This window comes from Actinoallomurus liliacearum, from assembly GCF_039542035.1.
In the GTDB taxonomy this organism is placed as follows: Bacteria; Actinomycetota; Actinomycetes; order Streptosporangiales; family Streptosporangiaceae; genus Actinoallomurus; species Actinoallomurus liliacearum.
In genome coordinates this window covers 638,049-650,013 of record NZ_BAABHJ010000005.1, presented here as the reverse complement: position 1 = coordinate 650,013, position 11,965 = coordinate 638,049, and the positions used below count along the sequence as shown (strand labels likewise).

Annotated in this window: 12 protein-coding genes; 8 read left to right on the top strand and 4 right to left on the bottom strand. The window is 71.5% G+C overall.

Features of this window, described 5'->3' with window-relative positions; translation table 11 throughout:
- Positions 1-14 precede the first annotated feature (14 nt).
- The gene (locus ABD978_RS10860; protein WP_345352434.1) at positions 15-1,010 is read right to left on the bottom strand and encodes an ABC transporter permease; all 996 of its coding nucleotides are present in this window, start codon (positions 1,008-1,010) and stop codon (positions 15-17) included.
- Positions 1,007-1,882 carry an ABC transporter ATP-binding protein gene (locus ABD978_RS10855; protein WP_345352431.1) on the bottom strand — a complete coding sequence of 292 codons (876 nt, stop codon included), beginning with the start codon at positions 1,880-1,882 and terminating at the stop codon, positions 1,007-1,009. The genes ABD978_RS10860 and ABD978_RS10855 overlap by 4 nt, the downstream gene beginning before the upstream one ends.
- Positions 1,883-2,023: 141 nt before the next feature.
- Here ABD978_RS10855 and ABD978_RS10850 point away from each other — a divergent pair, with 141 nt between their 5' ends.
- The 5 genes from ABD978_RS10850 to ABD978_RS10830 all read left to right on the top strand — a co-directional run bounded on the left by ABD978_RS10850 (position 2,024) and on the right by ABD978_RS10830 (position 6,559).
- Positions 2,024-3,184, top strand: coding sequence for a sensor histidine kinase (locus ABD978_RS10850; protein ID WP_345352428.1), 1,161 nt, complete (start codon positions 2,024-2,026; stop codon positions 3,182-3,184).
- Positions 3,181-3,840, top strand: coding sequence for a response regulator (locus ABD978_RS10845; RefSeq protein WP_345352425.1), 660 nt, complete (start codon positions 3,181-3,183; stop codon positions 3,838-3,840). Before ABD978_RS10850 ends, ABD978_RS10845 begins: the two co-directional genes overlap by 4 nt.
- A 79-nt stretch (positions 3,841-3,919) precedes the next feature.
- A complete protein-coding gene (locus tag ABD978_RS10840; protein ID WP_345352422.1) occupies positions 3,920-4,870 on the top strand; it encodes a ribose-phosphate diphosphokinase in 951 nt (316 codons plus the stop codon).
- Between the two features lie 112 nt (positions 4,871-4,982).
- Positions 4,983-5,918, top strand: coding sequence for a GlxA family transcriptional regulator (locus ABD978_RS10835; RefSeq protein WP_425550706.1), 936 nt, complete (start codon positions 4,983-4,985; stop codon positions 5,916-5,918).
- Between the two features lie 11 nt (positions 5,919-5,929).
- The gene (locus tag ABD978_RS10830) at positions 5,930-6,559 is read left to right on the top strand and encodes a DJ-1/PfpI family protein (RefSeq protein ID WP_345352416.1); all 630 of its coding nucleotides are present in this window, start codon (positions 5,930-5,932) and stop codon (positions 6,557-6,559) included.
- 91 nt (positions 6,560-6,650) lie between these two features.
- Here ABD978_RS10830 and ABD978_RS10825 read toward each other — a convergent pair whose 3' ends face one another.
- Complete coding sequence (locus ABD978_RS10825) at positions 6,651-6,995, bottom strand: VOC family protein (protein WP_345352413.1); 345 nt, start codon at positions 6,993-6,995, stop codon at positions 6,651-6,653.
- A 138-nt stretch (positions 6,996-7,133) separates the two neighbouring features.
- On the opposite strand from ABD978_RS10825, the gene ABD978_RS10820 reads away from it, so the two are divergent.
- The 3 genes from ABD978_RS10820 (at position 7,134) to ABD978_RS10810 (ending at position 10,592) form a co-directional block, all read left to right on the top strand.
- The gene (locus ABD978_RS10820; RefSeq protein WP_345352410.1) at positions 7,134-7,727 is read left to right on the top strand and encodes an HD domain-containing protein; all 594 of its coding nucleotides are present in this window, start codon (positions 7,134-7,136) and stop codon (positions 7,725-7,727) included.
- Between the two features lie 122 nt (positions 7,728-7,849).
- On the top strand, positions 7,850-9,649 hold the full coding sequence (gene asnB / locus ABD978_RS10815) for an asparagine synthase (glutamine-hydrolyzing) (RefSeq protein WP_345352407.1): 1,800 nt from the start codon (positions 7,850-7,852) through the stop codon (positions 9,647-9,649).
- A gap of 73 nt (positions 9,650-9,722) precedes the next feature.
- Positions 9,723-10,592 (top strand): hypothetical protein, encoded by an 870-nt coding sequence (locus tag ABD978_RS10810; RefSeq protein WP_345352404.1) that lies wholly within the window; start codon positions 9,723-9,725, stop codon positions 10,590-10,592.
- Between the two features lie 12 nt (positions 10,593-10,604).
- Here the strand turns inward: ABD978_RS10810 and ABD978_RS10805 are convergent, their stop codons facing one another.
- Entirely contained in the window at positions 10,605-11,894 is a 1,290-nt protein-coding gene (locus ABD978_RS10805; RefSeq protein WP_345352401.1) for a D-arabinono-1,4-lactone oxidase, read from the bottom strand.
- Positions 11,895-11,965 lie beyond the last annotated feature (71 nt).

Genomic DNA, 11,965 nt, shown 5'->3' with positions numbered 1-11,965 from the left:
CGGGCGAGGAGCGGTCAGGACAGGCGCCGGCGGATCCACCAGACGCAGAATCCGGCCAGGGAGAGCGCGACGACCAGGTAGATCGCCGCCTCTTCACACTGGAAGGCCCAGAAACGGCCGGCGGGGTGGTAGCTGACCAGTTGCCGGTAGCCGAGGTCGGAGAGCCGGTCGAAGCAGGCCTGGGACCCCTGCCGGTTCTCCAGCGGGCACTGCTCCACCCAGGAGGGCGGGGCGACCACCCGGCCGGCGGCGTTGACGGTGTGCTGGGAGACGATCCAGGCACCGGGCTCGTCGACCTTCACCGTGAGGTGCCCGGTGAAGTCGATCAGGGTGAGGTTCGCCGAGGTGATCTTGGTGGTGACGTGTTCCGGGGGCAGCAGGTGCGACCGGACTCCCACCGCCATCGTGACCTGGACGACGGTGAAGAGGGCGAGGAGGAGCGCCATCGCGGGCAGGGTCCGCCGGACGACGACGCCGATGGTGACGCCGAGGACGAAGGCGAACGCGGCGTAGCCGAGGGGGGCGATCCCGCGCGTGTCGAAGACCAGGGCCTGCATGCGCGGGAGCAGGAAGACTCCGTGGCCGGGAGCGCCGCTGTTCTCGGCGATGGCCGCGTCGATCGGGCCGTTCCACCAGGTCACCGCGAGGCTGAGCAGTCCGGTGGCGGCGATCGCGACGAGGCCGACGACCCCGAGCTTGACGACCAGCCAGCGGGTGCGGGTGGTCAGAGTCCAGGCCAGCCGGTGCGTTCCGGCGTCCAGCTCCCGGGTGACCAGCGGAGCGCCCCAGAACGTGCCGATGAGGGCGGGCGTGAAGAGCACGGCGAAGGTGCCGATGAGGTACAGGCTGCTCTCTGTGCTGCCCAGGTCGTCGAGGAACGCCCTCCCGTGGACGTGGTACAGGTGGGCGAGCCGGGGGCCGGTGGCCGCGAGGAGGACGGCGAGGACGGCGATCGCGCCGAACACCACGACCGCCTGCGTACGGAGCTGCCGCCAGGCGAGCCAGATCATCGCTGTCCCTCCAGCACCGGGGTGGACCCGCTCATGTAGGCGAGGACGAGTTCCTCGAGGCCGACCGGGGCGACCGTCCACCCGTGGCCGTCGATCGGGCCGTCGGCGCGGACGAGCAGGGTGGTCCCCCGGCCGGTGCGGTCGGCCGAGACGGCGTGCACGCCCGGGGGGAGTCCGGCGGGGTCGAAGTGCGGCGCGCTGATCAGGTGGTGTGCGGCCAGCAGCTCGCGGACGTCGCCGGCGATCCGCACGCGGGAGCCGACGAGCACGATGAGGTGGTCACAGACCCGTTCGACGTCGGACACCAGGTGGGAGGAGTGCACGACGCTGATCTCCCGGTCGGCGGTGGCGTCGCCAAGTTCCCGGAGGAACTCGTTCCGGGCGAGCGGGTCGAGGGCGGCGACCGGCTCGTCGAGGATCAGCAGCCGGGGTCGCTTGGCGAGCGCGAGGGTCAGGGCGAGCTGGGCGCGCTGGCCGCCGGACAGGTTCCCGGCCCGCTGGTCGGGGGGCAGGCCGAGCCGCCGCACCCGCTCGGTCGCCAGCCGCATGTCCCAGCCCGGGCTCAGCCGGGAGCCGAGCTTGAGGTGCTCCGCGACGGTCAGCCGGGCGTAGGTCGGCGTGTCCTGGGCGACGAAGCCGACCTTGGCCAGCTGTGCCGACCCGGCGGCGGGGCGTTCGCCGCACACCTCGATCGTGCCCGAGGTCGGCGTCAGCAGGCCGGCGGCCAGGCCCAGCAGCGTCGACTTGCCGGCCCCGTTCGGGCCGACCAGTCCGACGACCCGCCCGGCCGGGACCTCGAGGGTGCAGTCCGACAACGCCCAGCGCCGCCGGTATCTCTTGCCCAGTCCCTGGGCCCGCAGGACGACACTCATGACGTTCTCTCCGTGAATGGCATGCGGTTCACTGTGCGGGCCTCTGCTCGGCGCGTGTACCGGCCGGAAGTACGGTTCCGGCCGAACCGGTCGTACTTTCGGCTGATTCGGCGACGGCGGCGAATCCGTAGCCTGGGCGGCATGGACCTGCTGGATCGCCTGGTGGAGCGGCCCCGGACGGCCGTGAACGCCGGGCTCGGCCTCGCGTTCGCGGCGACGCTGGGCTATGAGATCCACACCCTCATGGACCGGCACGGCGACTGGGCGCTCACCCTCGCCGTCGGGGCGGTGGTCTCGGCCGCCGCCCTGCTGCGGGAGCGTTCCCGCACGTGGGCCGCGGCGACCGGTCTCGCCGTCGCCGGGGTGGCCGAAGCGGTCGCCTGGCGCTGGGGCCTGTCCGGCGAGCCGGCCGGTGCCGCGATCCTCGCCCTGTCCGTGCTCATCGCCGCGGCGGTCAGGGTGCTGCCGGTCCGTACGGCGGCGGCCGTCGCGGCCGGCGGGGCGGTTGTGGTGGCCGGCAGCCTCGAGCGGTACTCCCACTTCCTGGCCACCGGCGCTCCGGTCTCCTACTCCGCGACCTGGATCATGGCGCAGGGATGGGTCGCCGCCGTGGGGGCCGGGCTGGTGCTGCGCCGCCTCGACGCCCGCCGGGAGGCCGCCATCGAGGCCGTACGTCGGGGCGAGCGCCTGGAACTGGCCAGGGAACTGCACGATTCGGCGGCCCACCACATCACCGGCATCGTGCTCCAGGCGCAGGGTGCCCGCATCGCCGCCCGCCGGAACGCCGGGAACCTCGACGAGACGCTGGCGGGCATCGAGGCCGCCGCCACCGAGGCGCTCGCGTCCATGCGCCAGGTCATCGGCCTGCTCCGGGACGCCGACGACGCGGGTGGGCCGGCCCGCGGGCCCGAGGCGCTGGCCGAGCTGGTCGAGCGTTTCGCCCGGCGCGGCCCGGCCGTACGGCTGGACCTGCCCGACGGACCACCGGACCCCGCGTGGCCGCCGGAGGTGACCGCGACCGTCTACCGGGTCGTCCAGGAGTCGCTCACCAACATCACGCGATACGCCTCCGACGCCCAGGAGGTCACCGTGGCCCTCGCCCACGACCGGCGTGACATCACCGTCGAGGTCACCGACGACGCCGCCCCGGCCGGTTCGCCGCACTTCCCCCACTCCGGCGGGTACGGTCTCGTCGGAATGCGCGAACGCGTCGAGGCCCTCGGCGGAACCCTCGCCGCCGGTCCGCGCCCCAGGGCCGGCTGGTCGGTGCGCGCCACCCTGCCCGCCTCGAGCCGCCCATGACCACCCGGGTGCTGATCGCCGACGACCAGGCGATGGTCCGCGGCGGGCTCCGGCTCATCCTGGAGGATCGGCCGGACATCAGCGTCGTCGCCGAGGCCGCCGACGGTGCCGAGGCCGTCGCCCTGGCCCGGCGGCTGCGGCCCGACGTGTGCCTGGTCGACATCCGGATGCCGGGCCTCGACGGCATCGAGGTCACCCGTGTCCTGGCCGGCCCGAGCGTTCCCGATCCGCTCCGGGTCGTCATCGTGACCACCTTCGACCTCGACGAGTACGTCTACGGAGCGCTGCGCGCGGGCGCCGTCGGCTTCATCCTCAAGGACGCCGGCCCGGCCCTGCTCGTCGAGGCCGTACGCGCCGCGAGCACCGGCGACGTCCTGATCTCCCCGTCGGTCACCGTACGGCTGCTCAGGCACCTGGCGCCCGCCAGGACTCCCACCGCGCCTCCGGCGGTACCGCTGTCCGTACGGGAGACCGAGGTCATCCGGGCCATCGCCCGGGGCCGTACGAACCAGGAGATCGGCGCGGAGCTCTTCATCTCGGTCAGCACGGTCAAGAGCCACCTGGCCAGCGTCCAGTCGAAGCTCGGCGTCCGTAACCGGGTGCAGATCGCCGCGTGGGCCTGGGAGAACGGTCTCGTACAGCCGTCCGGCCGGTGACCGGGTCACGGCAGATCGATAGTGACGAAGACGGCCGTTCCGGGGATGATCGTGGCGGACGGCGCGGGAGGCGATGCTGGTGACCGGTTCCGACTTCGAAGAGCTGCTGGTGTTCGGCGGAACGGGCAGTCCGCGGCTGACCGCCGCGATCTGCGACCACCTGGGCGTGAAGCCGGGTCGCGGGGAGGTGATCCGTTTCTCCGACGGCAACCTGTTCGTGAAGGTCAACCAGAACGTCCGGGGCCGGCACGTGCACCTGGTGCAGTCCACGGTGTTCCCCGCCAACGACAACTTCGTCGAGCTGCTGTTCTGGATCGACGCGTTCAAGCGGGCCAGCGCCGCGTCGGTGACCGTGCTGATGCCCTACTTCAGCTACGCCAAGGCCGACAAGAAGGACGAGCCGCGGGTGTCGATCCGTGCCCGGGTGTGCGCGCAGTCGATCGAGGTGGCCGGGGCCGACCGGGTCGTCACGATGGACCTGCACGCGCCGCAGATCCAGGGGTTCTTCACCCGGCCGGTCGACGACCTGTACGCCCTTCCCCTGCTCGCCGAGGCCATCGGTGACTCGGGCGACCTCGTCGTCGTGTCGCCGGACGCGGGGTTCGCCAAGCAGGCCCGGAAGTACGCCAGGCGGCTCGGCGCGCCGCTCGCCATCGCCGACAAGGAGCGCGTCGACCACAGCGAGACGGCGCGGGTCGTCGACCTGATCGGTGACGTACGCGGCCGGGACGCGGTGATCGTCGACGACTTCACGATCACGGCCGGCACGCTGACCGAGGTCGCGGAGTCCGTGATGGAGCACGGCGCGCGGAGTGTGCGCGCGGCGGTGACGCACGGAGTGTTCACGAGCAAGTCGATGGAGCGGCTGGACTCCAGCCCGATCTCGCGGCTCTACGTGACCGACACGGTGGAGAACCAGCCGGTACGGCTGTCGCCGAAGGTGCAGAAGGTCTCGGTCGCGCCACTGTTCGCCGAGGCGATCGCCCGCATCCACCGCCGGGAGAGCATCAGCGTCCTGTTCGACTTCTGAGGGGCGGTGGACCGGCGGATCCCTGCCGGTCCACCGACGGACGATGGCTGAAATCGTCATATCCGCGTCATTGCGGACACGTCACCGGGGCGGCGACGCTGAGGACGTGCGGATCACGTTCCTCGTCCACCCCGGCTTCCAGTCGCTGGACCTCACCGGCCCCCTGGAGGTCTTCGACCTGGCCGGCGGCTACACCACCGAGGTCGTCGCCGCCGAACGTACGCCGGTCGAGTCGTCCAGCGGCCTGGCGGTCCTCCCCCATCGCGCCTTCCACGACGACCCCGTCGACACCCTCATCGTGGTCGGCGGTCCCGGCACGGCGGAGGCCATCCACGACGAGCGGACGATCGCGTGGATCTCGGCCACCGCGCGACGCGCCCGCCGCGTCGGCTCGGTGTGCAGCGGCGCGTTCCTGCTCGCGCGGGCCGGGCTGCTCGACGGCCGGCGGGCGACCACGCACTGGTCCGCCTGCCGCCTGCTGGCCGAGCGGTTCCCCTCGGTGGAGATCGATCCGGATCCGATCTTCGTACGGGACGATCCGGTCTGGACCTCGGCGGGCGTGACCGCGGGGATCGACCTGGCGCTCGCGATGGTCGAGGACGACTGCGGCGCCGCGGCCGCCCGGGCGGTCGCCCGGCAGCTGGTCGTGTTCGTGCAGCGGCCGGGCGGACAGGCGCAGTTCAGCGCGCAACTGGCCGCGCAGCGGCCGGACCGGCCCGGCATGCGGGAACTGCAGCGGTGGATCGCCGACCATCTGACCGCGGACCTGTCCGTGGAGGCCCTCGCCGCCCGGACGGGGCTGAGCCCACGGCACTTCGCCCGCGTGTTCCGCGACGACGTCGGCGTGACTCCGGGGTCGTACGTCGAGTCGGTGCGGGTCGAGGCGGCCCGCCGGCTGCTGGAGACGACCGCCCGCCCGCTCGACGTCATCGCCCGCGAGTGCGGCTTCGGCACTCCCGAGACCATGCACCGCAGTTTCAAGCGGACCGTGTCCGTCACCCCCGGCGACTACCGCCGCCGGTTCCGTTCATCCGTGGCATCCCGATGAGGAGCATTCCCATGCGGATCGTGTTCGCGCTGTACGAAGGATTCACCCCGCTCGACGCCGTCGGGCCGTACGAGGTGCTGTCGCGCCTGCCGGGCGTCACGACGGTGTTCGCGGCGGCCGAACGCGGCCCTGTCCGTACGGACGGGGCGCTCACGGTCGTGGCCGACGCCGCGTTCGACGACATCGACCGATGCGACGTCCTCCTCGTGCCGGGCGGGCCGGGCACCCGCGACGTCGTGCTCGGTGACCGGCGGTACGTCGACTGGGTCCGGCGCGTGCATCCCACGACCCGATGGACCACCTCCGTGTGCTCCGGCTCGCTGATCCTCGGCGCCGCCGGGCTGCTCGACGGCCTGCGGGCGACCACGCACTGGGCCGTGCGGAAGGAGCTCGAGGCCACCGGCGCGACATACGTCCCCGAACGCGTCGTGACGGCCGGCAACGTGGTGACGGCGGCGGGCGTCTCGGCCGGCATCGACATGGCGCTGACCCTGGCCGCCCACATCGGCGGCGACGTCGCCGCGCAGGCGATCCAGCTGTGGACCGAGTACGACCCGCGACCGCCGTTCGACAGCGGCTCACTGCCGAAGGCGTCCCCCGAGGTCCTGGACTTCGTCACCGCCCACCTGGCGACCGGCTGACGGATGCCCCGCCGCGCCGCGACGCCCGGCCGGGCCTCGGAGCGCACGGCCACCCACCGGTGCCACGCGGTCCGGCGGGACCGATCGATGATCAGTCCAAGAGGCAGAACTCGTTGCCCTCCGGGTCCCGCATCACCTGGAAGCGGCCGTGGCCGTCGGTGCGCAGGTCCTCGACGGCGGTGGCGCCCTCGGCGCAGAGGCGTTCGCGCGCCGCGTCGATGTCCGCGACCTCGACGTCGAGATGCAGGCGGTTCTTGACCTCCTTGCCCTCCGGCACCAGCTGGAACGCCAGGCGCAGCGGCCCGTCCGGCGGATCGACGTAGGACCAGTCGGGATCGCGGTCGACGGCCTCTCCGCCGACCACGGCCGTCCAGAAGCGGGCCAGCTTCGGCGGGTCGGCGCAGTCGATGACGAGTTCCTGCAGTCGTCCGATCATGCCGGAACGCTACCCGGCGGCTCGGGTTCCACTCCCGGTCCGGGGGCCCGGCCGAGATCTGCCCTCCGCTTACCGTCTGATCTGGGAAAAGTCGTCTACCGTGAGATACCCGGGCGGCCGAGAGTGAGGGGGCAAGGCATGCCGGATGAGCTGGCGCGCTTGACGGAGTTCGTCTACGAGATGGGACTGCTCAAGCGCTACAAGCGGAGCGGCTGGCTGGTCGCGGGCGTCGCCGCGCCGGAGAGCATCGCGGACCATTCCTTCCGGGCTGCGGTGCTGGCCGGCGTGCTGGCCGCCCTGGAGGGCGCGAGCCCCGAGCGGGCCATCCTGCTCAGCCTCTTTCACGACAGCCAGGAGACCCGGCTCACCGACCTGCCGTACCTCGCCAAGCGGTACGTCACCCGCATGCCCAACGAGCAGGTCACCGCGGATCAGGTTCGCGGGCTGCCCGCCCCGGTGGCCGACCTGATCACCGGTTCGGTCGCGGAGTACGAGCAGCGGACCAGCCTGGAGGCCCGCTGCGCGCGCGACGCCGACAAGCTCGAATGCCTGTTGCAGGCCATCGAGTACCGGGACCAGGGGCATCACACCATCCAGCCGTGGATCGACAGCTCGCTCGCCGCGCTGCAGACGCCGACCGGGAAGAAGCTCGCGGATGAGGCGCTCGCCACCGGGTCGCTCGACTGGCTCCCCGGCGTCGTGAACGGCGAGGACGAACCGGCCGTCGGCTGAGCGGCGCACGGTTCGTCCCGGATGTCCAGCCTCGTAGACCGTGAGGTTTGTTACTTGGATGTTTCTGACAGACGGAGTTAGCGTCTGTTACGTGCATGATGCATCCAATGAGGAGGCGTTCCGTGTGCGGCATAGCCGGCTGGGTGGATTACGACCGCGACCTCACTCTCGAGCGCGACACCGCGCTCACGATGACGCGCACGATGGCGCTCCGCGGCCCGGACGCCGAAGGGCTCTGGATCGACCCGCACATCGCGCTGGGGCACCGGCGCCTCGCCGTGATCGACATCGAGGGCGGCGCGCAGCCGATGAGCGAGGGACCCGCGACGCTGGTCTACAGCGGCGAGACGTACAACTTCCGTGAGCTCCGCCGGGAACTCGAATCCCACGGGCACCGGTTCCGCACCCGCAGCGACACCGAGGTGGTCCTGCAGGCGTACCTGCGCTGGGGCGCCGACCTCGTCGAGCGCCTGAACGGGATGTACGCCTTAGCGCTGTGGGACCGGCGGACCGAGGAACTGCTGCTGGTCCGGGACCGGATGGGCATCAAGCCGCTGTACTACGCGCCGACCCGCCACGGAGTGCTGTTCGGCTCCGAGCCCAAGGCCATCCTGGCCAATCCGCTCTTCACCCCGCGCGTCCGGAGCGACGGCCTGTTCGAACTGCTCTCCACCGCCAAGACCCCCGGCCACGCCGTCTTCGACGGCATGTACGAGGTCGAGCCCGGGCATGTCGTCCGCGTCTCACGCGACGGGGTCACCGACCGGCGCTACTGGGCGCTCACCGCCCGGGAGCACACCGACGACGTCCCCACGACCGTCCGCCACGTCCGCGAGTTGCTCGAGGACATCGTCGAACGGCAGCTCATCTCCGACGTGCCACTGTGCACCCTGCTGTCGGGCGGGCTGGACTCCAGCGCCCTGACCGCGCTGGCCGACCGGGCCCTGGGAACCGGCACCGTACGCACCTTCGCGGTGGACTTCACCGACGAGAGTGGCGGGTTCGTGCCCGACGCCATGCGGGACACGGCCGACACGCCGTACGTCCATGACGTCGCCAAGCACGTCGGGACCCACCACACCGACGTCGTCCTCAGCAGCGACAACCTCACCTCGCCGGAGGCCGTCGAGACGGTCATGCGCGCTCGGGACCTGCCCGGCGGCGGCGACATGGACACCTCGCTGTACCTGCTGTTCGCCGAGATCCGGCGGCACTCCACCGTGGCGCTGTCGGGCGAGTCCGCCGACGAGGTCTTCGGGGGGTACCGCTGGTTCCACGATCCGGCCGCGGTCGCCGCCGAGGGCTTTCCCTGGCGCCACGGCCTGGGCAGGGAGCAGGACCTCATCGACCGCGACCTCGGCCGGCGCACCGACGCCTACCTCGCCGCGCGGTACCGCCAGACGATCGACGAGGTGCCCCGGCTGCCCGGCGAGAGTGGCCTCGAGCGCCGCATGCGGGAGATCTGTTACCTCCACCTCACCCGGATGGTCCGTTTCCTCCTGGACCGCAAGGACCGGATGAGCATGGCGGTCGGCCTGGAGGTCCGCGTGCCGTTCTGCGACCACCGGCTCGTCGAGTACGTGTTCAACACGCCGTGGTCGCACAAGACCTACGACGGCCGGGAGAAGAGCCTGCTGCGCGGCGCGACCGCCGACCTCCTCCCCGAGTCGGTCGTGCGGCGACGGAAGAGCCCGTACCCCGCCACGCAGAATCCCAGCTACGAACGGGCGGTGCGCGACCGCCTGTCCGGCATCCTCGCCGACCCGAACGCGCCCGTACGGCCCTACGTCGACGAGGACGCCGCGCGCACGGCCCTGCGCCGCCCGATCGGCCGGGCCAGCCTCCAGCAGGACCGCATGGCCATGGAGCGGATCGTCGCCCTGAACGACTGGCTGACGACCTACCGCCCCGAACTCGCCTAATTAATCGCCATTTATCGCAATTGGCGAGTGATCAATTCGCAGCCGCCGGCATGGCCGGTTTAAAGTCCCGGCCATGCCATCGCTGAGTCACGAATCGCTCGCCTTGCTCTTCAAGAACCGTCCGGCCTTGGCGGCGGAAATCCTCCATAACGCATTAAAAGTTAACATCCCGGACTATAAAACCGTCCGGGTCGAATCCGGCGATCTCACCGAGTGGAACCCGGCGGAGTTCCGTGCGGACGCCGTGGTGGTCTTCGAGGCGGCCTCCCCCGTGCTGGCCGTGGTGGTGGAGATCCAGCTCGGGCGGGACCAGGGCAAGCGGTGGAGCTGGCCGGTCTACCTCGCGGGCCTGCGCGCGCGGACCCGCTGCCCGGCCATCCTGCTGGTGATCTGCGCGGACGCCGCCATCGGTGACTGGTGCGCCGAGCCGATCGAGCTCGGCCATCCGGGTTGGACCCTGACCCCTCTGGTGCTCAAGCCCGAGGCGGTCCCGGTCGTCACCGACGCGGCGGAGGCCGTCCGCGCACCCGAGCTGGCCGTCATGTCGACCATGACGCACGGGGCCGCCTATAACCGGGCGAGGATCTTTCATGCCCTGCTTTGCGCGGTCGCCGCGATGGAGGACGGCGACCGCGCGGAACTGTACATTGATGTCGTGCTCGCGGCGCTACCCGAGGCACCCGCCACCGAATTGGAGGCAATGATGCGAAGCGATACATCCCCCTACAAAAGCGACGCGTTCCGCAGAACTTACGCCGAGGGCGAGGCCGAGGGCGAGGTCCGGGGCAGGGTGCGCACCCTCCTCCAGGTACTCGACGCGCGTGGTGTCCCGGTTCCGGACGAAGCACGCGAACGCATCACCGCCTGCACCGACGTCGCGCAGATCGAAGCCTGGGTCAAACGCTCCGTCATCGTCCGCACGGTCGACGCGCTCTTCGAGTGATGCTGCGGCCGGTCAGTCGAGGGCGGCGAAGAGGTGGCGGGTGAGGAAGTCGTTGGTGAAGGTGCCGTTCGGGTCGTAGTGGCGGGCCAGGGCGTGGAAGTCGGATAGCCGCGGGTACCTCGCGCGCAGCGCGTCGGCGGGAGTGGTGAACAGCTTGCCCCAGTGCGGCCGGGCGTCGAAGGGCGCCAGGCACTCGTCGACCAGGTCGAGCACGGGGAGCACCTCGCCGGTGTCCTTGACCCAGGTGAAGTGCACGGCCACCGTGTCCCGTCCGTAGGACGTGCTCATCCACAGGTCGTCCGCCGCGACGGTCCTGATCTCACAGACCTGCAGGACCGGGGCGATGCGGTCCCGGACCTCGTTCAGGGCGTGCAGCGCCTCGACGGCGTGCGACCGGGGCAGCAGAAACTCCGACTGCAGCTCGTCGCCGCTGCTGCTCGGCGCGAAGTCGGGCCGGAAATGGGGCAGCCGGTCGAACCACGGACCGGGCACGCCGAGCTGCTCGGTGCAGGCGACGACGGACATCCCGGGGACCGGGTGCCGTGGCCCGTCGGCGGGCCGGGCGCCGAACCACTCCTCCGGCATCGCGTCCCCGCCCGCGGCGTCGACGCGCTGCTTCACCCAGACCTGGTCGATCAGCGCCTCGCGCCACGTGGTGAACAGGCTCACGCTGTACGCGCCGGAGACCACCTCGGCGAAGCGCTCGTCGAGGACCTCGAGCGGCAGCCCTTCGTACACCCGCTGCCGTACGTCGAACGTCGGGCCGAGGTCCAGCGTCACGCTCACGACGATCCCGAGGGCCCCGAGCCCGACGACCGCTCCGGCGAACCGGTCCCCGTCCCGCTCACGGCTCAGCGCGACGAGGTCGCCGCCGGCGGTGACCAGCTCGAGCCCGGACACCGCCGTGGCCAGGTTGCCGTTCGTCTCACCGGAGCCGTGCGTCGCCGTCGCGATCGAGCCGGCCACGGAGATGTGCGGCAGGGACGCCAGGTTGGGCAGGGCGTAGCCCTTGTCGTGCAGCTCCCGGCTCAGCTCGGCGTACCGCACGCTCGCCCCGACCCGTACCCTCGCCGCGGCGCTGTCGATCTCCACGGCCGCCGGCAGCTTCGCCAGGGAGACCAGGGTGTCCGGCGTGTCGGCGATGTCGTTGAAGGAGTGGCCGCTGCCCAGCACGCGCACCTTCGAGCCGCGCCCCGCCAGGCCGCGTACCTCGTCGAGAGAGGCCGGGTAGCGGACCTGCTCGGCCTGGAAGCCGATGTTGCCCGCCCAGTTCCGTACCGCACCGGCCACCGGACCACGCACCCTTCACCCCTCGTCGGCCGCCCCACGCGGTCGATCAGCCCACCTCGCACGATATGCCCTGGCGGAAATTC